The organism is Chryseobacterium endophyticum, assembly GCF_056333165.1.
In genome coordinates this window covers 348,154-374,512 of sequence record NZ_JBWGXE010000002.1, presented here as the reverse complement: position 1 = coordinate 374,512, position 26,359 = coordinate 348,154, and the positions used below count along the sequence as shown (strand labels likewise).

At 38.4% G+C, this 26,359-nt stretch carries 23 protein-coding genes; 14 read left to right on the top strand and 9 right to left on the bottom strand.

Annotated features, from left to right (window positions below):
• Position 1: 1 nt before the first annotated feature.
• Positions 2-2,902: a SusC/RagA family TonB-linked outer membrane protein gene (locus AC0N32_RS06060; protein WP_476392964.1), complete on the bottom strand. Its 2,901-nt coding sequence runs from the start codon at positions 2,900-2,902 to the stop codon at positions 2-4.
• A gap of 159 nt (positions 2,903-3,061) precedes the next feature.
• On the opposite strand from AC0N32_RS06060, the gene AC0N32_RS06055 reads away from it, so the two are divergent.
• The 3 genes from AC0N32_RS06055 to AC0N32_RS06045 all read left to right on the top strand — a co-directional run bounded on the left by AC0N32_RS06055 (position 3,062) and on the right by AC0N32_RS06045 (position 6,381).
• Positions 3,062-4,267 (top strand): MFS transporter, encoded by a 1,206-nt coding sequence (locus AC0N32_RS06055; RefSeq protein WP_476392963.1) that lies wholly within the window; start codon positions 3,062-3,064, stop codon positions 4,265-4,267.
• A gap of 23 nt (positions 4,268-4,290) precedes the next feature.
• Complete coding sequence (locus AC0N32_RS06050) at positions 4,291-5,082, top strand: NUDIX hydrolase (protein WP_476392962.1); 792 nt, start codon at positions 4,291-4,293, stop codon at positions 5,080-5,082.
• Positions 5,083-5,202: 120 nt separating this feature from the next.
• Positions 5,203-6,381: an acyl-CoA dehydrogenase family protein gene (locus AC0N32_RS06045; protein ID WP_476392961.1), complete on the top strand. Its 1,179-nt coding sequence runs from the start codon at positions 5,203-5,205 to the stop codon at positions 6,379-6,381.
• Between the two features lie 69 nt (positions 6,382-6,450).
• Here AC0N32_RS06045 and AC0N32_RS06040 read toward each other — a convergent pair whose 3' ends face one another.
• The 5 genes from AC0N32_RS06040 to AC0N32_RS06020 form a co-directional block, all read right to left on the bottom strand.
• The gene (locus tag AC0N32_RS06040) at positions 6,451-9,144 is read right to left on the bottom strand and encodes a PD-(D/E)XK nuclease family protein (RefSeq protein WP_476392960.1); all 2,694 of its coding nucleotides are present in this window, start codon (positions 9,142-9,144) and stop codon (positions 6,451-6,453) included.
• Positions 9,145-9,146: 2 nt separating this feature from the next.
• Entirely contained in the window at positions 9,147-9,677 is a 531-nt protein-coding gene (locus tag AC0N32_RS06035) for a DUF922 domain-containing protein (RefSeq protein ID WP_476392959.1), read from the bottom strand.
• Between the two features lie 4 nt (positions 9,678-9,681).
• Positions 9,682-10,089: a hypothetical protein gene (locus AC0N32_RS06030; protein ID WP_476392958.1), complete on the bottom strand. Its 408-nt coding sequence runs from the start codon at positions 10,087-10,089 to the stop codon at positions 9,682-9,684.
• 63 nt (positions 10,090-10,152) lie between these two features.
• Positions 10,153-10,788 carry a 16S rRNA (guanine(527)-N(7))-methyltransferase RsmG gene (rsmG, locus tag AC0N32_RS06025; protein WP_476392957.1) on the bottom strand — a complete coding sequence of 212 codons (636 nt, stop codon included), beginning with the start codon at positions 10,786-10,788 and terminating at the stop codon, positions 10,153-10,155.
• A 79-nt stretch (positions 10,789-10,867) separates the two neighbouring features.
• Positions 10,868-11,689, bottom strand: a complete 822-nt coding sequence (locus tag AC0N32_RS06020; RefSeq protein ID WP_476392956.1) for a GLPGLI family protein — start codon at positions 11,687-11,689, stop codon at positions 10,868-10,870.
• 144 nt (positions 11,690-11,833) lie between these two features.
• Between AC0N32_RS06020 and AC0N32_RS06015 the strand changes: the two genes are divergently transcribed.
• From AC0N32_RS06015 to AC0N32_RS05990, 6 genes are all read left to right on the top strand, one after another.
• The gene (locus tag AC0N32_RS06015) at positions 11,834-13,027 is read left to right on the top strand and encodes a pyridoxal phosphate-dependent aminotransferase (protein ID WP_476392955.1); all 1,194 of its coding nucleotides are present in this window, start codon (positions 11,834-11,836) and stop codon (positions 13,025-13,027) included.
• Positions 13,028-13,064: 37 nt separating this feature from the next.
• On the top strand, positions 13,065-16,004 hold the full coding sequence (locus AC0N32_RS06010; protein WP_476392954.1) for a M16 family metallopeptidase: 2,940 nt from the start codon (positions 13,065-13,067) through the stop codon (positions 16,002-16,004).
• A gap of 520 nt (positions 16,005-16,524) precedes the next feature.
• Complete coding sequence (locus AC0N32_RS06005) at positions 16,525-16,953, top strand: helix-turn-helix domain-containing protein (RefSeq protein ID WP_476392953.1); 429 nt, start codon at positions 16,525-16,527, stop codon at positions 16,951-16,953.
• A 233-nt stretch (positions 16,954-17,186) separates the two neighbouring features.
• On the top strand, positions 17,187-17,819 hold the full coding sequence (locus tag AC0N32_RS06000) for a peroxiredoxin (protein WP_476392952.1): 633 nt from the start codon (positions 17,187-17,189) through the stop codon (positions 17,817-17,819).
• Positions 17,820-17,915: 96 nt separating this feature from the next.
• Complete coding sequence (locus AC0N32_RS05995; protein WP_146939300.1) at positions 17,916-18,221, top strand: thioredoxin family protein; 306 nt, start codon at positions 17,916-17,918, stop codon at positions 18,219-18,221.
• Positions 18,221-18,469 (top strand): DUF6952 family protein, encoded by a 249-nt coding sequence (locus tag AC0N32_RS05990; protein ID WP_476392951.1) that lies wholly within the window; start codon positions 18,221-18,223, stop codon positions 18,467-18,469. The genes AC0N32_RS05995 and AC0N32_RS05990 overlap by 1 nt, the downstream gene beginning before the upstream one ends.
• 189 nt (positions 18,470-18,658) lie before the next feature.
• On the opposite strand, the gene AC0N32_RS05985 is transcribed toward AC0N32_RS05990, so the two are convergent.
• The 3 genes from AC0N32_RS05985 to AC0N32_RS05975 are packed head-to-tail and all read right to left on the bottom strand — an operon-like array spanning position 18,659 to position 20,914.
• Entirely contained in the window at positions 18,659-19,345 is a 687-nt protein-coding gene (locus AC0N32_RS05985; RefSeq protein ID WP_476393341.1) for a Bax inhibitor-1/YccA family protein, read from the bottom strand.
• A gap of 51 nt (positions 19,346-19,396) precedes the next feature.
• Entirely contained in the window at positions 19,397-19,843 is a 447-nt protein-coding gene (locus AC0N32_RS05980) for a peptidylprolyl isomerase (RefSeq protein ID WP_476392950.1), read from the bottom strand.
• A gap of 36 nt (positions 19,844-19,879) precedes the next feature.
• Positions 19,880-20,914: an acyl-CoA reductase gene (locus AC0N32_RS05975; protein ID WP_476392949.1), complete on the bottom strand. Its 1,035-nt coding sequence runs from the start codon at positions 20,912-20,914 to the stop codon at positions 19,880-19,882.
• A gap of 59 nt (positions 20,915-20,973) precedes the next feature.
• On the opposite strand from AC0N32_RS05975, the gene AC0N32_RS05970 reads away from it, so the two are divergent.
• The 5 genes from AC0N32_RS05970 to AC0N32_RS05950 all read left to right on the top strand — a co-directional run bounded on the left by AC0N32_RS05970 (position 20,974) and on the right by AC0N32_RS05950 (position 26,304).
• Positions 20,974-21,324: a 4Fe-4S binding protein gene (locus tag AC0N32_RS05970; RefSeq protein WP_029292947.1), complete on the top strand. Its 351-nt coding sequence runs from the start codon at positions 20,974-20,976 to the stop codon at positions 21,322-21,324.
• Positions 21,325-21,445: 121 nt separating this feature from the next.
• Positions 21,446-22,510, top strand: coding sequence for a 3-phosphoserine/phosphohydroxythreonine transaminase (gene serC, locus AC0N32_RS05965; protein ID WP_476392948.1), 1,065 nt, complete (start codon positions 21,446-21,448; stop codon positions 22,508-22,510).
• A gap of 124 nt (positions 22,511-22,634) precedes the next feature.
• Positions 22,635-23,597 carry a D-2-hydroxyacid dehydrogenase gene (locus AC0N32_RS05960; protein WP_476392947.1) on the top strand — a complete coding sequence of 321 codons (963 nt, stop codon included), beginning with the start codon at positions 22,635-22,637 and terminating at the stop codon, positions 23,595-23,597.
• A 3-nt stretch (positions 23,598-23,600) separates the two neighbouring features.
• Positions 23,601-24,845: a DUF1015 domain-containing protein gene (locus AC0N32_RS05955; RefSeq protein ID WP_476392946.1), complete on the top strand. Its 1,245-nt coding sequence runs from the start codon at positions 23,601-23,603 to the stop codon at positions 24,843-24,845.
• 52 nt (positions 24,846-24,897) lie between these two features.
• Entirely contained in the window at positions 24,898-26,304 is a 1,407-nt protein-coding gene (locus AC0N32_RS05950; RefSeq protein ID WP_476392945.1) for a M28 family peptidase, read from the top strand.
• Positions 26,305-26,359 lie beyond the last annotated feature (55 nt).

Here is a 26,359-nt window from a genome sequence, read left to right as displayed (position 1 = left end):
ATTAGAAAGTTATATTAGCTCCCAACATAAAAGTTCTTGCCTGCGGATAAAATGCTCTGTCTATTCCAAAAGAATCACCTGCCGCAATTTCCGGGTCATACCCTGTGTATTTTGTGAAAGTAACTAGGTTCTCTGCAGTTACATAAAAGCGTAGTTTGTTAACTCCAAAGTTTTGTGTAACATTTTGCGGAAGCGTATAGCCCAACTGAATTAATTTTATTCTAAAGTAGTCTCCTTTTTGAAGATACCAATCAGATAGTCTTGAATAATTTTTGTTTGCATCTGCTCGTGTCAACCTCGGATTTTCATTAGTAGAACCTTCACCCGTCCATCTGTCTAAGATTTTTGTTTGATAATTAGCATCTAGCATATCCAATCTTCTTAAACCCTGAAAGATTTTGTTTCCTCCGGCACCCTGTCCGAATACCATAAAATCCCAGTTTTTATAGCTTAGATTTAAAGTAGCTCCGAAATTATATTTAGGAATCGAACTTCCCAAATTTACTTTATCCAAATCATTGATTACACCGTCGCCATTGGAATCAGCCCATATAAAATCCCCTGGCTTAGCATCCGTTTGAAGCAGTTGTCCTTTGGAATTTACATAAGCATTAATCTGCGCCTGATTTTGGAAAACACCCAAAGTTTTAAAGCCATAAAAAGAGTTATAAGAATCACCTACCACAATCCTTTGTATTGGTCCCATAGATTGGAAACCTGCCCCATCCAGATAATTTGTTCCCTGCTCAAGTGATAAAACTTCGTTTTTATTGTAAGCAAAATTAGTGTTTACAGAAACCGTGAAATCATTCCAGTTTTTTTTGTAACCTAATTCCACTTCAACCCCTTTATTACTCATGTCTCCGATATTGGCTATATAAGATCCGGTTACTCCTACATAACCTGGAATCTGAACAGGTCGTAGAATATCTGAAGTTTTTTTATCATAAACATCCACTGTTAAAGTGAAATTTTTGAAAAGTCGTAAATCTGCGGCAATATTGGTTTGTGTGGTTGTTTCCCATTTCAAATCTTTATTTTCAAGACCATTTTGCAGATATCCGATTAATACACCCCCCGATCCACTCGTATAGTTGGCTCCGGAAACATAGAATTTTGAAAATTTATAAGCGTCGATACCATCATTACCTAAAGTACCATAACCTCCACGGAATTTTAAACTATTTACAACATTATTTTCCGGCCAGAAGTTTTCTTTATCCACATTCCATCCTAAAGAGAATGAGGGGAATACACCCCAATGATGATTTGCTCCAAACAACGAAGAACCATCATATCTTAATGTACCAGTAAATAGATACTTATTTTTAAAATCATAAATTAATCGTCCGAAATAAGAAGCTTTGTTCCATTCCTGATTATCCCATGCCGCAGAAGTCTGGTTTGCCAAAGGAACATCAAAGTTGAAGGAAGCATCTTCATAACTACTAATCGGGAGACCTTTATGGGTGACGCTTTGCCCATATCCGATGTTATAATCATAATAACCTGTTCCCAAAAGCACATTAAAATTGTGTTCTCCAAATTTATTTTGGTAATTCACCGTGTTTTCAAAACTCCATTCAAATTTAGTTTGGGTAGTACGGGTTAAACTGTTTAGAAGTAAATTGCTGTATGTAGAACTTAGATAGAAAAGTGGAGTAAAATTTTGGTTTCCCCAATATGCTTTTTTACCGTTTAGTGAAGATTTAAATGTAAAATGGTTTAAAAATTTCACTTCTGCAAAAACATTAGCAATAAAATCGTCTGACCAGTTCTTGTTGCCTAATTGTGTATATCTAAATGCTCTTGGATTAGACATTTCCTGGTTTACATACGGTGAAATACCGTAAGGATTTCCGTTTTCATCTCTTACAATATGGTCGTTGTTATATATGGCAGGATTTACCTGTGACCAATCTGTTACGACAACAGGAGTGATGGGATCCAAATTCACTGCTGAACTTAACGGACCACCAAATTCACCGTTAGCATTAATCCCCTGGTTTTTTTGATTGGTATATGCAAATGTTTGTCCCACAGTCAGCCAGTCAGTTACTTTATGGGTTGAGTTTAAACGTCCCGTTAATCTTTTATAATAAGAAATATCGCTCATTATGATACCGGTCTGATCGTAATATCCAAATGAAGCAAAATAAGTCGATTTTTCGTTTCCACCCTGGATACTGACCTCGTGGTTCTGCCTTTCACCAGTTCCGAAAATTTCGTTCTGCCAATCGGTTCCTTTTCCAAAAGATGCTGGATTTTGGAATCTTACAGCTTGTCCGTCATTTGCAAAACCTTCATTGATAACGGTAGCATATTCCGTAGCATTCAGAAGATCAAGTTTTCTTGCGGCATTGCTTACCCCGAAGAAACCATTGTAAGATAAAGTAAGTTTTCCTTTTTTACCTTTTTTAGTCGTTACCAAAATAACTCCTCTGGCTGCAGAAACTCCATAAATAGCAGATGAGGCACCATCTTTCAATACTTCAATACTTTCAATATCACTTTGGCTTAACCATCCGATACCGTCAACTACAATACCATCAACTACCCAAAGAGGATCGTTGTTTGAAGAATAACTGGTAACACCTCTTACCCTAATAGTTGCGTTTGATCCAGGTTGTCCCGAATTCGAAATAACATTGACTCCGGCAGCTCTACCCTGAAGAACCTGCTCCGGTTTTCCGGCAGGTATAGCTTCAATATCACTTGCTTTAATACTGGATATTGCTCCGGTAACATTACTCTTCTTCTGAGTACCGTAGCCGATCATTACCACTTCCTCGATTTTCTGCTCTTTCGGGAGGGTGTCTTTCTTTGTGTCCTGGGCATTGAAATTGGCAGTGAAATAGAGCACTGCAACCATACCCAAACTTCTAGATATTCTTACATTCATATACAGTTAGTTTTTTAATTCTCAAATTGAGACAATAAAAATATATTTTTTTTCTTTTATTTAACATTTTATTAATAATTATTTTAATTTTTCGTTTATTTTTGGGGGTTTAAAGGCATAATTTTTATCTTTAAAAGCGCTAATTTTTCATAAAATTTAATGATAAGAGCTCCCAAAATGACAACCGACGTTTCCAAAATTTCACTTCCTCTGAAGCTGACTTTTCTTATTTTTTCAATTGTCCTCAATTGCATGGGCATCGTTATCCTTCAGCTTTCAGAGGCAAAAGTGACCTATGAGAAGCTCGGATTTCTGGAGTCATTCAAAGATCTTCCCATTGCTTTTATTTCTCTTTTTGCCGTCAATTTTATTAGCAGGCTGGGAACAAAAAAATCATTGATTCTCGCTTTAACAGTTGTTGGGGTTTGTTCACTGATTTTACCTTTTGCAGAGGTTTTCTGGTTTTATAAACTATGGTTTGCCATTATAGGAACCTGTTTCGCCATCGGAAAAATATGTGTGTTCGGAATTATCAGGAATAATATTTCAGATGAGAAATCATTGGCAAAAACAATGAACAGCGTAGAAGCTTCTTTTATGATAGGGATTTTTGTCGTAAATACAGGCTTCGGATGGCTGATCTCGAGCCGGTTTTCCGAGTTCTGGAAGTTCGGTTTTTTAGCTGTCTCCGTATTGTCGGCTGTTGCCATATTTTTATTTGTAAAACTTCCCATCGCAGAACCGGAGAAGATAAAAGAAGAAAATCTGCTGAAAGACCTTTCAACACTACTTAATCCGTCACTATTGATTTTTTTGGGTATTATTTTTTCAATTGTTTTTCTTGAGCAGAGTTTTAACTCCTGGCTTCCATCCTTTTACAAAAAACATTTAAAGGTAAATTCTTTTTTTGCTTTACAGGCCTCGTCATTCCTTGCCCTGTTTTCTTATGTCGGGAGAACGATTACGGCAAACATTATTCACCGGTTTTCATTGTCGAAGTATTACATGGCATGCATCTCAATGATTTTGGTAGTGCTGATGATCATTATCGGGATTCAGTTTTTAGACACGGATGACTCAAAAGCCCTGCTGTTCTTATTTCCTGTAATCGGATTATTTTTGTCGCCCCTCTACCCTGTTGTCAATTCAAAAATGATTGCTAAAATTGATAAGTCAAAAGCCAATCTTTTTACCTCGCTCATTGTCATATTTTCCTCTCTGGGCAGTTCGGTAAGTTCAATTATTATGGCCGGCTTGTTTGGTAATCAGCTGTTAAGTCTTTATGCGATTTACATTTTATGTGCTGTAATTGTGATATTTATAATCAGTTTAATTTATTTTAGATTTACAGATGAAAAAATTTAGAAAATAATTTTATTTTTACTGCCATGAAAATCAATACCGAAAAAAACAAGGAAACACTTCAGGAACTCATTGATACAAAAGATTTTGTAGCACATGTCTCGGTTGACTGCACGATATTTGGTTTTCATGATAACATCCTGAAAGTTTTGCTTTTGAAGTACCACGACCTGAACTTGTGGGCGCTTCCGGGAGGTTTCGTATTCAACGATGAAGATCTGCGCGAAGCTGCTGCACGTGTTTTATACGAAAGAACCCATCTGAAGGACATTTTCCTCAAGCAATTCCATACATTCGGGAGAATCGACAGAACAGAGAATAATATTCATCAGATTTTACTGGAAAACAAAGGTATTGAAGTTCCCAAAGACCACTGGATCTTCCAGAGATTCATTACTGTAGGATATTGCAGTCTCATCGATTTTTCAATTGCCAATACGTTTCCTGATGCTTTTAATGAAACATGCGAATGGGTAGAAGTCAACAATTTACCCAATATGGCTTTCGATCACGACAGGATTATCGAAACCGGCCTTGAATATTTAAGAATGAATATCAATACGGAAGTTGCTGCGAGTAATCTTCTTCCTGAAAAATTTACGATGAAAGATCTTCAGTGTCTTTACGAAACGATTCTGGGAGAAAAATTCAGGAGAAATAATTTTCAGCGTAAAATACTTAGCTTAAATATTCTGGAAAGGCTTGAAAAACTTTACGACGGTTCGGCCAATAAAGCTCCGTACCTGTACAAGTTTAAAAACAGAATTTATAATCCTACCAGCCAGTACCCTATTTCCAACGAAGAAGAAGGAAGATGATTTTATTCTTAAGCGATTGCAATTACGGGTTAATGCCTTAAAAGTCAATCAATAAACGACATTCAAAAAAAATTTCTCTGAAATAGTTAAAAGTCTTATTTTTAGGAAAATTAAAATGTAATGTCATATTATTCCCTTACAAGCATTCCCGATTATTACGGGATTGATTCCTTACTTACCGAAGAACATAAGCTTATCCGTCAGTCTGTAAGAGACTGGGTAGAGAGTTTTGTTATGCCACAGATAGATCATGCTGCACAAAACCACACCGATATTCCCAATTTAATGAAAGAACTGGGACAAATCGGTGCTCTCGGCCCTTACATCCCCGTTGAATACGGAGGTTCCGGGCTGGATCAGATTTCTTACGGCTTAATCATGCAGGAGCTTGAAAGAGGTGATTCTGCCGTACGTTCTGCTGCTTCCGTACAAAGTTCTCTGGTCATGTTTCCGATTAATGAATTTGGTTCTGAAGAACAGAAAAGAAAATATTTACCAAAACTGGCCACCGGAGAAATGATCGGCTCTTTCGGACTTACTGAGCCTAATCACGGGTCGGATCCAAGCTCTATGGAAACCAATTTCAAAGACATGGGAGATCATTATCTGTTGAATGGCGCCAAAATGTGGATCACCAATTCGCCACTTTGCGACATTGCGGTAGTCTGGGCTAAAAATGAAGAAGGTAAAGTTCAGGGACTGATCGTGGAAAGAGGAATGGAAGGATTTACCACCCCTGAGACGCATAATAAATGGAGTTTAAGAGCATCGAAAACAGGTGAACTGGTATTCAACGATGTAAAGGTTCCCAAAGAAAATTTGCTTCCGGGTGTTACAGGATTAAAAGGACCATTGTCTTGTTTAAATTCAGCCAGATACGGCATTTCATGGGGCGTCATTGGTGCTGCCATTGACTGCTATTGTACTGCAGTTCAGTACTCCAAGGAAAGAAAGCAATTTGGGAAGCCGATCGGCTCTTACCAGCTGCAGCAAAAAAAATTAGCGGAATTTTTAACGGAAATCACTAAAGCACAGTTACTTTGCTTACAGTTGGGCCATCTTAAAAATGAACACAAAGCAACACCGGCACAGATTTCAATGGCTAAAAGAAATAATGTAAAAATGGCCATCGACATTGCCAGAGAATCTCGTCAGATCTTAGGAGGTATGGGTATTATGGGGGAATTCCCGATGATGAGGCATGCCGCCAATCTTGAATCCGTTATCACGTATGAAGGAACACATGATGTTCATTTATTGATCACCGGACTGGACATTACCGGGATTAATGCTTTTTAAAGAAAGATTTAGATATTAAATAATCCAAAAGAAAAGGTGACTGTTTGAAAGCGGTCACCTTTATTTTTTCTAATTCGAAAAGGCTTTGATTTCTTCCACAAAATTAATATCAGGATTTAATATCTCTTCGATTAAACTCTTAACGGATTTCATCGCCACCTCGATATCCCCCTTTTCAAACTGTAAAGAAACGACCCCTCTTCTGGCTTCGGCAAAGCTCCAGATTCCTGTTTCTACCGGCATTCCCCAAAACTCAGGGAGATTTTCCACCACATACTGATAGATGCAAAGCTGCAAGGCCTGCTTTCTGTCACTGTTATGGAAATACTCTTCAATTTTATCTTCCTCTATTTTCACCGTCAGGTTTTTGATCTTTGCAGTTTTGTAATCAATAATTCTCAACGTTCCGTTCAACCGGTCAATTCTGTCGATAAATCCAAAAAAAGAAATTTTATCCTTTTCATTCAAATAAAAATCAACATTTTCGAAGCGCTTTTCGATATCGATAATTTCTAAGGTATTGCCATTTTTTACCAGTTCCAGATCATGGGTTAGAATGCTTTCAATCACTTTTTTAGCAATCGCTTTATGGATGAAATTCATTCCTTTATCATAGAATTCAGGCTGGTGTTTCAGTTTTTCAATGGCTATTTCTATATATTGATCTATGGCTTTAATTGATTCATTTAAATCGCTATATTTTAAAACCTTACCTTTTAAAGATTCGTATACTTCTTGAAGTGAATAATGCACCAGGTTTCCATAATTTTTTACGGAAAGTTCTTCTTCTATCTCGTCTGTTTCTGATGTATTTAAAATCTTGGAAAGATAAAAATCAATGGGATTATACAGATAACTTGTAAGGTGTGACGCAGATACTTTTGATTTCCATTTTTCAAGTCTCTGCCGAACAATTTCTGTTTTTTTGATTTCGATAGGTTCAGTGATAATCGGTTCGGAGGAATTCTCGATAACAAGATGTTCAATCGGGTGAGAACTTTCCATCTCGATCTGGGTTATAAACCGGCTCTTTTCTCCTGTATTGACACCGGAGCTTAATGCATTAAACAATAAATGGACATTCTTTGAATCCTGGATCAGCCTATAAAAATGGTAGGCATAGATGCTGTCGTTTTCCAAAAAAGTATGAAGATCAAAAAACTTTCTTACATCAAAAGGGATATACGTATTCTGTGAATTTCCCAGGGGAAGCTTACCTTCATTTACCGAAAGCATAATGACATTTTCAAAATTAAGGAGACGTGTTTCCAGAAGCCCCATGATCTGCAGACCTCTCAATGGTTCACCCTGAAAATCGATGCTTTCCGAATTAATATGCTGATTGATGAGAAGTTCAAGTGTTTCCATCTTAATCTCAAACTGATAAGGAGAAAGCTGATTCCTGATGATTCTGAAGGCATTCTCGAAATGGGAAACATTTTCATATTGAATATCATCAATATCCAGCCATTTCAGTTTATTGCAAAACGCAATCAGATCATCGAGATAGTCGTTCGTAGAACCTGCTTTTTGAAGTAAATTAAAATAGGAAAGATCTGATAAAAGCTCATTCATCAGCTTTCCGGAAATATATACAATATTCCTTTCTTCAATTTTAGCTTTGAAGTTGTTGATAATCAACTCGTCTTCGAGAGATTCCGGAAGCTCTTCGAGAATAGGAAAAACATCCCGGTAGTAATAAGATGACCTGTTTTTTTCCAATTGTTTCTGCAGGTAAAAAAGCTGTTTGACCGCATTTGAAAAAGAAAGGTTTTTCAGTGGAAAACCCATCGTAATATTCAGGTTCTGAACTTCATACATTACATCAAGACTCGCAGGCAGTAAATTTTCATCGAGTAAAACAACGGCCGTATTTGAGTAGGTTTTATTTTCTATTTCACTGAAAATTTCCGGCAATATTTTGGTCTGGGTGATATTTCCCGAAACTTCATAGACTTTTATATTTTTAGGCTGATTAAAGTCGTCCTCAATCCAGTTAAAAACACGGCTGTCATTAAATTCTTTCCACGTTTTATGGTTTCTGAGGAATTTTCCGGCTTCCTGTCTTTCATCATCAAAATAATAATGGTCGGCCTGAAAAAAGCACTGTCCTTTATTCCATTGCAACAGGCTTCTTACGAGTTTTTCTTCCACCGGTGTAAAAGCATTAAATCCACAAAATACAAATTTTTCATCCGTATTTTTACAGAATTCATCAATCTTTACCTTTGCTGTTTCGTGGATCATTCCGGAAGTCGCCCATTCTTTTTCGGAAAGTTTCTTCTTGAGTACGGGAAGAAAAATATTCATGTTTTTCCAGAAGTTAAGGAACTTTTTCCTTGGAACATCATCGTCTTCCCCGAGATTCTGAGCCCAGTCTTTAATTCTTTCTTCATCAAACATATAATGCAGAACGGCCTGGTCATTCTCCGAAAACTTCATCATATCATCCCAGTCCTTCTGTAAAGTGGGAAACCACTTCAAAAAGTCTGAAAAATCATCATTCGGAATAAGATTAAGGGTTTTGTAAACATCAAAAGCAAATAGCCACAGCGAGATGCCCTGAATTTCCTGCCTGTCTGTAATCTTGTGAATCAATTCCTCGATCGTAAAAAAATCAGGGAAAAACCCTGAATAATTTCTTTCCTGTAAGATTTCACGGATAAAAACGATGGGACGCTTTCCGGGTAAAACGATGTTAAACCCAGAAAGATCAGTATTCTGACCGAGAAGTTCGTCAATGATTTTATTAAGAAATTTCAAGGTTATTTATAGCTTTTATATTTTTCAAGTTCTTCAGCAATAATACGGTTATATTCCGCCTGTTTATCTTCCAGCATTCCGTTTTTTGTTTCTCCGTCGTATGTTTTCTGGAAATCTTTATATTCCGTAAGAATCCTGTTGTACAGAGATTTAAAGTATCTGTCGAAATCTGAAGAAGTTATGATTTTTTCTGAGATCTCTTTTCTTAACTTCCTCGCATATACTTCAGCCGCATCAAAATGTTTTTGCTCATGGAGAAGAACATAATCATTGATTCTTTTCACATCTTTCCACGACTTATCTTCATTGAAAACCGTCTGGATTTCTATTTTCACCGGTGCTTTCGGGTTGGAAGATTTTACATACGAGTAAATCCAGCCGCAGTTGGTATACGCCACCACATTTGCCCCGCGTTGGTTGTTTACTTTACTTTTAAAGTTACTCCAATTTAACTTCACATTTTCGCCCCAGTATATTTTTTGCCCAAATAATATATTGGAAATCAGAAAAAAGGCTATAAAAATCCATTTCATGTATTTATTCAACTACAATTGTTTTGGTGATCCAGCTGTTTCCGCCATTCCAGAACTTAAAGGTGTAGGTGCCGACCTGTTGCGGACTGAAATTGATCTGGTTGGCAGAAACATAACTCGCCTGTGTACAAGGTCCGCTCGTCGTATATTTGTATGAGGTAACGGTTCTCGTTAAATTATTATTCCGAATATAATCGTACCCGTAAAAACCTTCACAGTGAGAAGGATACGTAGAATAAGTCTTAATACTTTGAACACTGAACACATCCATGGTGTCATTAACGATCTTCACGCTGTCGATTTTTATTTTATCAACCGATTCGATGGTCTGATAGTCGTCATCGTCATTACATGAAATAAAAAATAATCCTAAAAAAAATGCAGAAAAACCAAAATGGAAAAAATTTCTCATAACTACAAGATTTTGATTATTACCATTTTTTTCCATCAAATAGTGTTCCCTGTAAATGCTAAATTAAGAATTAAAATTCCCTTTTGACAAATAAACCACTTTTTTGGTATCGAAAAACTCTTCATCGAAATAGCTTTTCAGATTAAATATTTCACATTTTAAGCCGGCAAGCTCCTCTGCAAGATCACCTCCTTTTAAATAAAGAATCCCATTATGTTTGGAATTAAACTGATCTTTTTCAAATTTACCTTTCAGCCATCTGAGAAACTCCGGCATTTGCGTCACCGCGCGGCTTACCACAAAATGAAATTTTTCCTTCAGCTTTTCCGCTCTTCCGTGAACAGCCGTTACGTTTTGTAATCCCACTCCTTCAGCAACTGCCTGCACGACCGTTATTTTCTTTCCAATAGAATCAATCAAAGTAAATTCTGTTTCCGGAAATAAAATAGCGAGAGGAATTCCCGGAAAACCACCGCCTGTTCCGATGTCCAAAACACGGGTGCCCGGTGCAAATTCCATGACTTTCGCGATTCCCAGAGAATGCAGAACATGCTTTTCATACAGCGATTCCATATCTTTTCTGGAAATTACATTGATTTTTTCATTCCATTCGGTGTACAGATCTTTTAGTTTTTCGAACTGTTCAACCTGTTTTTCGGTAAGATCCGGAAAGTATTTTAGTAGTAACGTTGTCGGCATGTGAAATATTATAAGAGGCAAAAATAAGTTTTTTTATCATCTCCATTCAAATCTCACGGCAAATATTACAGGGAAAGGGTTACTGTCTTTCTATCAGATTATTGCTTCGTTTTAATCGCCTGGCAATTTCTTCATCCATATTTTTCATTTTTTTCAGCTCTCCTGTCCCGACCTTGAGGATAAATCCGTCCTTCAGCTGGATATCCATTTTTTCGTCTTGCTTATTGACGTTCATGCCTTCTATGTCTTGAATGGTAAAGAAAAAATTGGCCATTGCTTTTTTATATTCGGCAAAGGTCACTTTCTTCGGCGACTTCGGCAAAAACGGAAAAACAGAGTTGATTTTTTTGATCTGAATTAAATTAAAAACATGCTGATCTTCAAGATCTCTGATTTTAACCACAAGTCCCGGAAGTCCTGTAAACTTGTACGGGCCGTCACTTACGGCATAGTCTTTACTGAACCAGGCTTCCCAGGTTCTGCCTTTGTATACTGAAGTAGCTTTCTGGCAGTGTATTCCATTGATCTCCGCATCATCTTTTTCGATGTTCCATTTTGGCATTTCCGTTTCAGCGATACGCAGGCTTACGGTTTTGAATTTATCATAAAAATTCATGGTCTTTTCACGATAGTCTTTTTCTACCATATAGCTCAGATTCTGATCGTAGGACTTAGCCGTAAGAAGATCTTTATAGCTTTTACTCGCTGCGTAGGCAGAATCTCTCTCATATTTTACCGCATTATAGAAATACGACTTTTTACCGTCGGTGTCGAGATTCATATAATCGGTGACCACAGAGTCCTTCTTTGAGAGGTCCGGCTTCATTTTATATTCGTAAACAAAACGGTAATTCTGTGCAGAAGTGATGGATACGATCAGGAGAAACAATAATTTATACATAGCTTTTATTAATTAAATTCAAGTTTAATAACTACAAAACTAGTGATAAACATCCATCCGGAAAAATCATTGGTACAATAATCATCTTTAAATTTTTCATCCAATACTTTTAATTATATATATTTGTTAAAATTCAATAATTAAATGGAGAAACTTTCAGACAGAGTAAAAAGACTTGGTTACTCACAAACTTTTGTTATGTCAAATAAGGCCAGAGAAATGAAAGCGAATGGAATAGATGTTATAAGCCTTACTTTAGGTGAACCTGATTTTGATGTTCCTGACAATATAAAGCAGGCCGCTTTCGATGCCATCAATCAGAACTACAGTCACTACTCTCCTGTTCCAGGTTTTCTGGAACTTCGTGAAGCAATTGTTCACAAATTAAAAAGAGATAATCATTTAGAATACAAACCTTCCCAGATCTGCGTTTCCAATGGTGCCAAACAGGCTATTATAAACGTTTTGGCAGCTCTTATTAACGATGGTGATGAAGTGATCCTTCCCAATCCTTACTGGGTGAGCTATGATGAAATGGTAAAAATGATGGGCGGAAATTCTGTTATGCTTCCGACGTCTTACGTTACCGATTTCAAAATTACCGCCGAGCAGTTGGAAGAAGCAATTACCGACAAAACCAAAGCGATTTTATTCAGTTCGCCCTGCAATCCTTCAGGAGGATATTATACGTATGATGAATTAAAATCCATGGCTAAAGTTATCGCCAAATATCCGCACGTTACGGTGATTTCAGATGAGATCTACGAATACATCAATTACGAAACGAAAACTACCTCCATCGCCCAGTTTCCGGAAGTCTATGAGCAAACAGCTGTGATCAACGGAATGTCTAAAGCTTTTGCCATGACAGGCTGGAGAATCGGTTATTCCGCGTGTCCGGAATGGCTCGCCAAGGCGTGCGAAAAAGTTCAGGGACAAATGACCAGCGGTGCCAACACAGTGGCTCAAAGAGCTTCTATCACTGCATTGCAGGCAGATCCGTCGGAATATAAATACATGATCGACGCTTTTAAAACAAGGAGAGATCTGGTTTATGATTTAATGAAAGAAATACCCGGATTCAAAGTTGTACTGCCGAAAGCTGCTTTTTACTTCTTTCCGGACATCTCATTCTACATAGGAAAAACGCTGAACGGAACAGAAATTAAAGATTCTGACGACTTCGCGATGTTCCTTCTTGAAAATGCCCATGTCGGATGCGTGGGTGGTGTATCATTCGGAAGCCCGGAATGTATCAGATTTTCTTATGCCGCTTCCGAGGAAGATCTTAAGGAAGCGATGAAGAGAATTAAAAATACATTAGAAAAATTCAGTTAATAAACATTTTATAATAAAAACTAAAAAACTCCTACAAATGAATTTTTTAAAGAGAATTACTATTGTAACAAGCATTGCCGCGGCCAGCTACTGCGGGTATGCTTACGGGCAGGACTTCCAGTGGAAGGAAGCAAAATCAAACGGCTATACCTATAAATATGTCACCAACGACCCTACTGCTGCGAGATATTACACCTTGAAAAACGGCCTTACCGTAATTTTAAGTCCGACCAAAAAAGATCCGAGAATACAGACTTTCATCGCGACAAAAGCCGGAAGCAAAACGGATCCTTCCGATCATACAGGGCTGGCTCACTATCTCGAGCACATGCTTTTCAAAGGAACAGATCAGTTCGGATCTAAAGACTGGGCAAAAGAAAAACCTCTTTTAGACCAGATCGATGCGCTTTACGAAAAATATAATTCCACGAAAGACGAAGCCAAGAGAAAGGAAATTTATAAAGAAATCGATAAAGTTTCCGGGGAAGCTGCAAAATATGCCATCGCCAACGAATATGATAAAATGATGGCAAGCATGGGTGCAGACGGAACCAATGCATTCACTTCGTATGAGCAGACGGTTTATACGGAAGACATCCCTGCGAACGTAACGGATAAATTTCTTGCCGTACAGGCCGAGCGTTTCAGAGAGCCTATCTTAAGGCTTTTCCATACTGAGCTGGAGGCTGTTTATGAAGAGAAAAACCGCGGTCTCGATAATGACGGAAATAAAGTGATTGAAGCGATGTTTGCCGCCATGTTCCCCAACAACAACTACGGGAAGCAAACGACTATCGGAACGATCGAGCATTTGAAAAATCCTTCATTGAAAGCGATCCGTGACTACTACAACAATTATTACGTTCCGAATAATATGGGGATCATCATGTCGGGAGATTTTAATCCTGATGAGATGATTGTTAAGATCGACAAAGCGTTTTCTTATATGAAAAATAAGCCTGTTCCTGCGTATAATCCGGGACAGGAAAAACCGATCACGGCACCGATCACCAGAGAAGTTTACGGGCCGAACCCTGAAAATGTAATGATCGGGTTCCGTTTTCCGGGGGCTACCACAAAAGACGCCAGGATGTTGAATTTCATCGGAAGTATGCTCACCAACGGACAGGCAGGATTAATCGATCTTGATCTCGTTAAAAAACAGAAATTACTGAGTGCGTACGCTTTCCCTTACGTTCTGAAAGATTATTCAGCATTGTTGTTACAGGGAAATCCAACAGAAGGCCAGTCTCTGGATGACGTGAAAAATCTGTTGCTTCAGGAAATTGATAAGCTCAGAAAAGGAGAATTCTCTGACGATCTTATGCAGTCGATCATTAACAATGAAAAGAAAAACGTAATCCAGAAGTACGAAAAATATACCTCAAGGGCTGAATCTCTGATGGATGAATTCACCTCTGAAGTAGACCACAAAACACAGCTGGAATACATCGAAGAAATCTCTAAGCTGACCAAGAAAGACATCATGGATTTTGCTTCCCGATATCTTAAAGACAACAACTATGTCGTGGTCTACAAAAGAAAAGGCGAAGACAAAAACATCGTAAAAGTTGACAAGCCGCCTATCACAGCAGTTTCAGTAAACAGAGAAGACCAGTCTCCGTTCCTGAAAAAAGTAGATGATATGCCGGAAGCACCGATTTCACCGGCTTGGCTTAATTTTGAAAAAGATATTGAAAAAGGCAAATTAAAATCGGTAGACGTTCTTTCTGTAAAAAATACGGACAATCAACTTTTCAGACTGTATTACTATTTCGATTCCGGAAAATGGAATAATAAAATGCTTCCTCTGGCTGCGGGATACCTGGAATATCTGGGCACAAAGAACAAATCGTCTGAGGAAATTAGCAAGGAGTTTTACAAGCTTGCCTCAAGTTTCAATGTAAGTGCAGGAAACGAAGAAACGTATGTATCTATAGAAGGTTTAAATGAAAACTTCGAAAAAACGGCTGCATTATTTGAAGATCTCATTAAAAACTGCCAGCCTGACCAGAAAGCCCTCGATTCTTACAAAGCAAGACTGAAAAAATCAAGAGCAAATGCAAAACAGAATAAGGGAGCGATCATGAGCGGTCTCAGAAGCTATGCGCAATATGGTCCTCAGAATCCATTCAACAATGTATTAAGCGACGCTGAACTGGATGCATTAAAAGCAGAAGACCTGGTGAACATGCTTCATAATTTATTTAATTTTAATCATAAGATCCTTCATTACGGTCCGAAGTCTGCAAGCCAGGTTTCTTCTTCCCTAGCGGCGATCCACACTGTTCCAGCTACGTTGAAACAGATGCCGAAATCCAAAACGTTCACACAGGTGGTTACAGATAACAATAAAGTGTTGTTTGCCCACTATGATATGGTACAGGCCGAGATTTTCTGGGTAAGAAACAGCGATCCTTATAATGTAAGCATTACGCCTACGGTCAATTTATTTAACAATTACTTCGGAGGCGGAATGGGCTCTGTGGTATTCCAGACCATTCGGGAGTCTAAAGCGCTGGCTTATTCTACGTACTCCTATTTCTCCCTTCCTTCAAAAAAAGAAGACAAGGATATGATCATGGCTTATGTAGGAACGCAGGCTGATAAATTCAACGAATCTACGACAGCGATGAACGAACTGCTGACTACCCTTCCGAAGTCTGATCAACTATTCGAAACGGCAAAAAGCGGATTGAAAAAGAACATCGCTGCAGAAAGAATTACCCAGGACGGTATTATCTTCACCTATCTCCGTGCACAAAAGCTTGGAAATAATTCAGACATCAGAAAAATGGTGTATGAACAGGCTCCGAAGCTTAGTTTTACAGACATCAACAATTTCCACGACAAGGAAATGAAAGGTAAAAAATACACCTACTGTGTCGTTGCTTCCCAGGATAAAGTAAACGAAGCAGATATGCAGAAACTGGGTGAAGTGAAAAAACTAAACTTAACAGAGATTTTTGGTTACTAAATAACTTTAAAGCCATAAAATTTGGCCTTGCCCCTAAAAAGTGTCTAACTTTTTAGGGGCTTTTTTTGTAATATTTGCCTGATAAGAATATAAACCTGAACATTCTCTTTTTCATTACCAACAACAATATCTGAAGTGAAATTCATTTGCAATGAAGTACAAACACTATTGTTTGAGACCAAAGAAGTATTACGAAACTTTCAGACACTGTTGTTTGTAATCAAAGAAGTTCTCCGGAGGTTTCCCGCAACTTGCAGGAGACTTCCGTAAGACTCTGGAAGTCTTACGCAGACTGTTTGAAGCTTTCGGGGGACTTCTTTGGTCTGTTTTAAGGGTTTTCAGGAGGTTTTCGGATGCAGGAAGATGTTGAATCCGATTTTTTGAACGGAAATTTTTCTGCAAGGGAGGGGAATTTAATTGATGCGAAAACTTTGTCAAAGATTTTAACTTTGACAAAGTGATTGCCCAATCCCTCAATATTTTCTAAATTTACCCTTTACTAATCAATAAAAACACTGTCATGGAACAAAAAGTGCATCAGGGAAGAAATGTAAAAAGATTCAGGGAAATGCTCGGCATTAAGCAGGAAGCCTTGGCTTTCGATCTGGGTGAAGATTGGAACCAGAAGAAAATATCGCTGCTTGAACAGAAAGATGTGGTGGAAGAATCTCTCCTGCAAAAAATATCGGAAGTTTTAAAAATCCCGGTGGAAGCTTTTCAGAATTTTGATGAGCAACAGGCGATTAACATTATTTCGAATACATTTAATGATCAATCAAACGGATACAACTATTATCCGACAATTCATATCAATCCTGTCGAAAAATGGCTGGAAACATTAGAGGAAATTAAAAGACTTAACGAAGAAAAAGCATCTTTATACGAGCGTATCCTTAAGGAAAAAAATGAAATGATTGAGAAGCTTGAGAAACTTTTACAAAACAGATAATTATAACCTGCATTATGCGGATCGTACTCTTTTAAACTTTGTCAAAGATTTTAACTTTGACAAAGTATTGAAAGTTAGTTATAAAATATAACTTTAAGGCCCTTGATTCAGGGCTTTTTTTATTAAATGAAAGCTAAATTGACAATAGATTTTATTTATCGAAATTCGTTTGTTTGATAGATAAATCATTTCTATATTTGCATCAGAAAAATTTAAATATAAAACAAGAAATTATGTCTTTAGTAGGAAAAAAATTCCCGAATGTAACGGTAGACGCAATGTCTGAAATGGGCGATGATCTTAGAATCAACATCTTTGAAGAAGCCACTGCAAACCAACAAAAAGTACTTTTATTCTGGTATCCGAAAGATTTTACTTTCGTTTGCCCTACAGAACTTCACGCTTTCCAGGAAGCTTTGGGTGAATTTGAAAAGAGAAACACTAAAGTAATCGGTGCTTCTTGCGATACCAACGAGGTACACTTCGCATGGCTTAATGTTTCCAAAGATAACGGCGGTATTGAAGGAGTGACTTATCCGCTTTTGGCTGACACGCACAGACAACTGGCCAATCTTTTAGGAATTGTTGATCAGGATTTCGAATACAACGACGAAGGTGAAGAAGTTTTCACTGGTTCAAACGTTACCTACAGAGCAACTTATCTTATCGACGAAACCGGAAAAATTTTCCACGAGTCTGTAAACGATATGCCTTTGGGAAGAAACGTAAAAGAATATTTAAGATTAATCGACGCTTATACGCACGTTCAGAAACATGGTGAAGTTTGCCCTGCCAACTGGGAAGAAGGAAAAGAAGCGATGAAAGCCGACAGAAATTCTACCGCTGAGTATTTAGCGAAAAACTAAGATTTTTAATATAACAATGTAACAATCTAACAGTGTAACAATTTTAAAGCAGTTTTTAAATTGTTACATTGTTTATTTTTTATAAAAAATAAACATATGTACACAGAATTAACAGAAGATACGCTTCAGAATATTGTAAGCGAAAATGAAAAAGTAGTCGTACAATACGGTGCCACATGGTGCGGAAACTGCAGAATCATGAAGCCGAAGTTCAAGAAACTGGCTTCTGAAAACGACAGCATTCCTTTCTTATACGTAGATGCAGAAAAATTGCCGGAAAGCAGAAAACTGGCTAAGGTAGACAACCTGCCGACTTTTGCCATCTTCAGAAACGGTGAGCTTGTGAACCAGGTACAGTCTAACCAGGCCGAGAGTTTAATTAATTTATTTAATGAATTATAATGAAGTTACCGATCATAAGACAGTTTTATCAGAATCAGACACCTGAAAACCTTGAGAAAACTCTGGAAGTGCTGGAAAGCTTCACAGAATTCAGAGGGACTACCGAAGAAGATATGAATGTTGCCGGAGAACTCATCACCAACATCTGCGGAGCGCTTGAAGTTCATGCCAATGTACAAAACGGAATGAGTGAAAAAGATGCTTTAAATGCATTCGCCCAGAAGGTTTTAGGCTCTATCGACAAATAGGATGTAAACACTGATATCACGAATATTCTTAACCAATAGCACAAATTAAAACAGTGTTATTTAAGCTAAAAATAGTTTAAGATGTGTTTAAACAAACCAAAAATAAATCCCGATGCAAAAACATCAGGATTTTTTGGGTTCATAAAAGCTTTGAAATTCTAATTCAAAACTTATCATTTATAACTTTTATCAGCTTCTTCTGCTCATCAGGATGCTCAATAAATACCAGAATAAAAGCATAATGGAAGCAAACAACTGTAAAGAAGCACCTACATACTGATTCGTATTGTAAGAATCCTTCAGTTTACTGGTCTGGTACAGAATTGTAGCAGAAGCCAGGATCACCATCCCTACGGAAAACCAAAGTCCGAGATTGAAACCGAAGAGCATACCGCCAACGATCAATCCAAGAGAAATGAATCCTCCGATCACAATAATATTTCTTAGGAAAGAAAAATCTCTTTTTGAAGTAAATGCTATTGCAGAAATCCCTGCAAACATGGCAATAGTAAGCATGGCAGCCTGGTAAATCACCTGAGGCCCTGAGTACAGCGTTGCTATTTTAATCAAAGGAAGAAAAATAACCGCCTCCAGCACAACATAAAAACCTAGACCAAAATACTGTGTTGATTTATCGAGTGAAAGAGACCATTTCGTAGCCAAAATCGACGCCAGCCAAAACACACCGATAATCAGTAACCAGATGTATCTTTGGGCAAACATGGCAAAGATCAGTTGATCGGGAACGATTTGCAGCAATACCGTTTCTACCCCAATAAAGGCAAGGATTGCCAGGGCAACATGCAAATAAGCTTTTTTGTAAAAGCTGGCCTTCTCAACATCGGAGGACTGCGCAACCAAAACATCTGTCATCATAGTTTTCATTTATTTTATTTAAATTTTAATTATTCACTTCCGGAAATCATTTTATTTGCTGTAATCAGGTTTCACCCCAAGGATTTTTCCGTCATTCTCAAAAATTACGGTAATGATATCCCTCGGTGCTTCCTGACGGTCATCAGCGTATTTATACTGGATCGCCGGGTACGTTTCATTCTCGTCCAGTTTCTGATATCCGGACTTGTACACCTCCAGTTTTCTGTCGAAGCTGATTCCTCCGGACAAATACCCAATGACATTGTCGGTGACAACATCTTTTACCTTATCTGAAATCAGGGTTTTGATTTTTTCTTTGTCAGAAACCTTTAACGCATCGACAAACTTCACGAAATACTGATTATAAAAATCAATTTTATCCTTTGGAAGCTCGGAAGTAAGCTGAATTTTCTTGCTCTCAACTACTTTAATTTTACTTTGCTGGGAAACCGCCCAGTGAAAAGCAAAAACGGTACAGATCAAAAGTATTTTTTTCATATAAATCATGATTGGTTGACAGCAAGATACGAAGAATTATATTACCGATAAAAATTTCATGGTATCAACATTGTCCGCATACGTATCCAATCCCGGGTTTTGGGCCTCGCCAAATGCCACGGAATCCAGTCCGAGTTCTTCTTTTGCCACGATACACTGAATGTTTTCTTCATTTTCAGCAATGAAACTTTTCACTTCATCCATCGAAGAATACCTGCTGAAATTAATAACGGAAAGCGGACTGAAAAGCTTGTCGTCTTCTTTCATCATGACAAAATTATTATCCCAGAACTTTTCCTGGTTTAAAAGATAAACCGCCCTGTTGTATTCGTAGTTATTGGCGTACTTATTATGATTGATGATATCCTGAAAATCCAGGAAACTTTCAAACAGCCTGTCGATCAAAAAATCCTGAGGAATAAAAAGTCTTGTAACATTTCTGCAGCCCAGTCCGAAATACCTGAAAATATCTTCTGCCAGAAGTTTCAGTTCTTCTTTCGTCTCATTCCCTTTGATAACCGCTACCGAGGTCCTGTTTTTTCTGATGATATTTAAATGATTCTTAAAGTAATATTCAAGGTATCTTGCGGTGTTATTACTTCCTGTAGCGATGACCGCATCAAAATTCTCGAGTCTTTCCACGAATTCAAACTGTACGTTTCCTCCTGAAAATTCATTCCATTTTTTAAGTAAAAACGGAACCATATACCGGTCTTTGGATGATAATTTAATAACAGGAATATGATTGCTCAGCACCACGGAAATAACATCATGGAACCCTACGAGAGGAATGTTACCCGCCAGGATAAGTCCTACTCTCTTGGTTGTTTTTGATATCGTATACGCTTTTAGCCAGTTATTGATATGTTCTTCCGTAAGAAGGTCTGCCCATTGTCCTAAAGCGAATTTCTGATTTTCAACAGTAAACCACGGGTTTTCAATTTCGGACTTTCGGATCAGAAGCTCAAATTCAGCATCATTCTCATTATAATCTTCATTTTTCTTTGCTAAAAAAGCTGATATATACCGGCTAAGCTCTATAAGTCCTAAAACTTGATTTTCAATATTCATAAGTACTGCAAAATTGGGGAATATTTCGTAATTTTGTGCAAATTTAAAAAAAATTAGCGATGGCTATTAAAATAACTGATGAATGCATTAACTGCGGAGCCTGTGAACCGGAATGCCCGAATAATGCAATTTATGAAGGAGCCGTAGACTGGAAAGCTTCAGAAGGTACCGAATTGAAAGGAACTGTAACATTAACCTCAGGCCTTACGGTAGACGCCGATGCACCACAGGAGCCTGTAAGTGATGATGTTTATTTCATTGTAACAGACAAATGTACAGAGTGTAAAGGCTTCCACGAAGAACCTCAGTGTGCTGCCGTATGTCCGGTAGACTGCTGCGTTCCGGATGAAGATCACGTAGAATCTGAGGAAGCACTGCTTAATAAAAAAGCATTCTTACACGGAGAATAAAAAACTGCCGTCTCATACATCATGAGGCGGTTTTTTATATATTAAATCTTTATTTTTCATCAACAAACTATAAATGAAGCTGTAAGAATGAAGTTTTTACAGCAACCAAAAAAATAAAAATATGAGCAAAAAACACAACTTTAGCGCTGGACCATGCATCTTACCTCAGGAAGTTTTCGAAAAATCGGCGCAGGCCATTTTAGATTTTAACGGAATCGGATTATCCCTTCTTGAAATTTCGCACAGAAGTAAAGATTTTGTGGCCGTCATGGATGAAGCCCGCGCCATTGTAAAAAGACTGATGAACCTAGGTGATGATTACGAAGTTTTATATTTGGGGGGCGGTGCAAGCCTGCAGTTTGCCATGGTTCCGTACAACCTGATGAAAGTGGGCGGCAAAGCGGCTTACCTGGATACGGGAACCTGGGCGGCCGGCGCGATTAAAGAAGCAAAAAAAGTAGGAACGGTAGACGTTGTAGGTTCTTCAAAAGAAGAAAACTATTCTTTTATTCCAAAAGATTATAAAGTAGGTGCTGAGTACGATTATTTCCACTGTACTTCCAACAACACTATTTACGGAACCCAGATGAAATCTTTCCCTGAAGTGGATACTTTAATGGTTTGCGACATGAGCTCTGATATTTTTTCGAGACAGCTGGATTTTTCGAAATTTGATCTGATCTACGCCGGAGCCCAGAAAAATATGGGACCTGCGGGAGTAACTCTGGTGGTCATTAAAAAAGAAATCCTGGGTAAAACAGGAAGAGAAAATATGTTCTCCATCCTGGATTATTCACAACATATTGCCAAAGAATCGATGTACAATACGCCGCCGGTTTTCCCTGTTTATGCATCTCTGCTTACCTTGCAGCATTTGGAAAATAATGGAGGAATCGCCGGTGCTGAAGCCAGAAATGAAGCGAAAGCCAAACTTCTGTATGACGAAATCGACAGCAACCCGTTATTTGAAACGTTCTGTGTAAAGGAAGACCGTTCTTTAATGAATGTTTCTTTCAAAATTACCGATGAAAGCAGAAAAGAAGAGTTCGACAACGCCTGGAAAGCGGCAGGAATCAGTGGATTGAACGGACACAGAAGCCTTGGCGGTTACAGAGCGAGCCTTTACAATGCTTTACCGATCGAGAGTGTTCAGGTTCTGGTAGACGTTATGAAATCATTAAAGTAAATCGAATATAAAAAATACGGAGATTAAAAGATTATCATCATTGTTTAAATTTTCTTAATTTGCGAGCCTGTTTAGAATTTTTAAATACTTTAATTTTTTAATCTTTAAATTAAATAAAAAATCCATGAAAGTTTTAGCTAACGACGGTATTTCCAAAGCGGGCGAACAGGTATTGAAAGATGCCGGGATTGAAGTGCTGGACAACAGAGTCGCACAGGATCACGTCATCAATTTTATCAACGACAACAAAGTCGATGTTCTTCTCGTAAGAAGCGCCACCCAGGTAAGACAGGATCTCATCGATGCCTGTCCGGGACTGAAGATCGTCGGGAGAGGAGGTATCGGAATGGATAATATAGACGTGGAATACGCCATTGAGAAAGGTCTGTATGTCATCAATACACCGACGGCATCCTCAAAATCTGTTGCAGAGCTGGTTTTCGGACATTTCTTTTCGTTGGCGAGATTCCTTCATGAATCCAACAGGCTGATGCCTCTGGAAGGAGAAACGCACTTCAATGCGATGAAAAAATCTTTCAGCAAGGCGTATGAGCTTTCAGGGAAAACCTTGGGTGTGATCGGTTTTGGAAGTATCGGACAGGAAGTCGCAAAAATGGGAATTTCTCTGGGAATGAAAGTCATTGTTCTCACCAGAAAACCTCAGACAAAAGTTCTTAGCCTTGAATTTTTCGACGGACAGTCGGTTAATTTTGAGGTTACGTCCACCAATGACATGGATGCTTTCCTTAAAGAAGCAGACTTTATCAGCATCAACACCCCTAAAACGAGTGAATATATCATAGACACGCCTCAGTTTGAAAAAATGAAAGACGGAGTCTATATCGTAAATACAGCAAGAGGCGGCGTCATCAATGAAGTTACCCTGATCGATTTTATTGAGTCCGGGAAAGTAGCCGGTGCCGCGCTGGATGTTTTTGAAAGAGAACCGAATCCGGAGGTACTGCTTCTCATGAATCCCGCTTTGTCCCTGTCGCCCCACGTAGGCGGAAATACAGTGGATGCCCAGGAGAAAATCGGAGTAGAACTTGCTGACCAAATTATTAAGATAAAAGAAACTATAAAATAAAATATGCCTGTTTTTAAACCTTTTCGCGGAATAAGACCTCATAAAGACTATGAGAGTACTTTCCCTACTCATCCTCTGGATAATTTCACACAGGAAGAGATAGCGGAAAAAGCTCAAGTTGAAGATACTTACATCAATATGATCAAGCCATATGTTGTCAGTAAATCCAAAGATATTGATAGGAATTTAAGAAAAATCCGGTCTACGTTTGAAGAATTAATGGATGAGAACAAACTCGTTCAGGACAATTCGGCGTATTATCTTTATGAGCAGATCTATCCCAACAAACAGGTTTTCAGAGGGCTTCTGGGGCTTGCCAGCATTGAGGATTTCTGGAACGGAAAGATCAAAAGGCACGAAAGTACCATTCCTCAGAAAAAGGAAAAACTGGCCCATTATCTGGAAAAGGTAAACCTGCAGGCAGAACCCGTACTGCTTACCTACCCTGCCAATTCCAAGATTGAGCTGCTGATGAACCATGAAGAGAAAAATGTTCCGATCTTCAATCATGTAGACACCAAAGGAATCAGACACAAGATCTGGAGGATTGACAACCGCCTGAAACTACAGCAGTTTAAAGAAGTAATCGACCAGATCGATGCTTTTTACATTGCCGACGGCCACCACAGGATCGGGTCTACCGCTCTTAACGCCAAACATCAGAAAGATAAAAATAAGAGACATAACGGAACAGAACTTTACAATTTCGTATACAGCTTTATCGTATCCAACCAGTCTATTAAAATTCATGACTATAACAGGATTGTGACCGATCTTAACGGGCTTTCGAATGAAGAATTCCTGAGCGAGCTGGAAAAGTACTTCCTCATTCATGAAAAAGGAGAAACAGCATATTTCCCTTCACAGAAATTCCATATTTCGATGTACCTGGGTGGAAAGTTCTACTCACTTCACGTAAAACACGATCTTCGTTCTCAGGAAATGTCACTGGATAACCTCGACCATCATCTTCTCGATAAATTCATCTTTAAAAATATCCTGAAAATTGAAGATCCCGACAGCTCTGAAAAGATAGACTATGTAAAAGGAACTTCAAATCTTGAAGGAATCAATGATCTTAAAGAGAAAGTAGATAGCGGTGAAGCTGTAGCAGGATTCGGGATTTATCCGGTAAGCTTTAATGATATGATTAAAATTTCCGATCTGAAGCTCAGCATGCCTCCAAAATGTACATTCATAGAGCCGAAACTCGTGACGGCCCTTTTAATGTACGACATGAAACAGTAAACTAATCAATTTTTCCTTACTTTTAGCATGGAAAAAGAAAGGTAAATCATCAATGAAAAAGATCTTCATTATCATTCCACTCTTTTTGGGTGGATTTTTATTTTCTCAAAAAAAGCCGCTGAAAAAACCGGTCAGAAAAACCGGCATCACCCAAAAGCTCAACTATCATGATGAGTTTAAAAAAATCTCGGATGAGATCATGATGAACGGAACAGCCTACAACAATCTCGGAGAGCTCACCAAAGGCATCGGGCCCCGTTTCAGCGCGACACCAGGCTACATGAAAGCCGTAGAATGGGCCGAAAGAAAACTGAAAGAAATCGGGATCGAAATGATCTGGAGACAGGAAGCTAAAGCGCCGATATGGATCAGGGGAAAAGAATCATTGCAGATAAAAGCAGGAAACGGCGATTGGAAAAATATCAGGATGCTCTCTTTCGGAAACTCAGAAGGCACAAAAGGTAAAGATATGGTCGGTGAAATCGTTCTCATCAACAGCACTTCAGAGCTTAACACCATGTCTGTGGGGCAGTTGAAGGATAAAATCGTATTCGTGAATCTTCCTATGGATCCCAGAATCATCAATACCAGCGATTCTTATCTTATTACGGCTAAATCAAAACTCATCTCCCCTTCCGTTATTGCTAAAACTGGAGCCAAAGCTTTAATCATCCGCTCACTGACCACCGCAAATGACGACACCCCACATGCGAAAATGATCTACTATGAACCGGATGACAAAGTAAAGATCCCTGCCATGACCATCGGTGCAAAATCTGCGGATGAACTCGGGCAGCTGCTCAAAAAGCAAAAAGTAACGGCTAAAATAAATATGACCGCCGAATCAAAAGGGGAAACAACCAATCCCAACATCATTGCGGAAATACCGGGAAAGAAAGATTCCAAGGTGATTGTACTCGGTGCCCAGCTGGATTCATGGGACTTTGGTGAAGGGGCGATTGATGACGGAACCGGCGTGGTACAGTGTATAGAAGTGCTGAGAACCATAAAATCACTGGGTATCGACAATAATCATACGATCCGTGTCGTACTTTATGCCAACAGCGAAAATGGCGGACAGGGCCGCGAAATGTATGTCGCCTATGTAAAGAAAAAAGACGAAAAGCACGTTTTTGCACTCGGAACCGATGCCGGAGGATATTCCCCAAGAGGTTTCTCCCTCGATATGTCGCCCCAGCGAAGAAGGCAGATCTTTGAATGGAAAAACTATTTCCTGCCTTACGGTGTCTATGATTTCGACCAGACCGAAGCCATTCAGGATATTTCTCCCTTAAAAAAGCTCGATATTCCATTAGCTGAACTGGTGGTAGATACCCAAAGGTACTTCGACTATCACCATTCAGTAGAAGATACATTCGATAAAGTGAATAAAAGAGAGCTTCTTCTCGGGGCTGTTGCCATGACACAGATGATCTTTATGATCGATAAAAACTGGTAATCCAGGGGTAATATTAATTGTAAAAAGTACTGCATTTCATTAAGAACTAAACAGA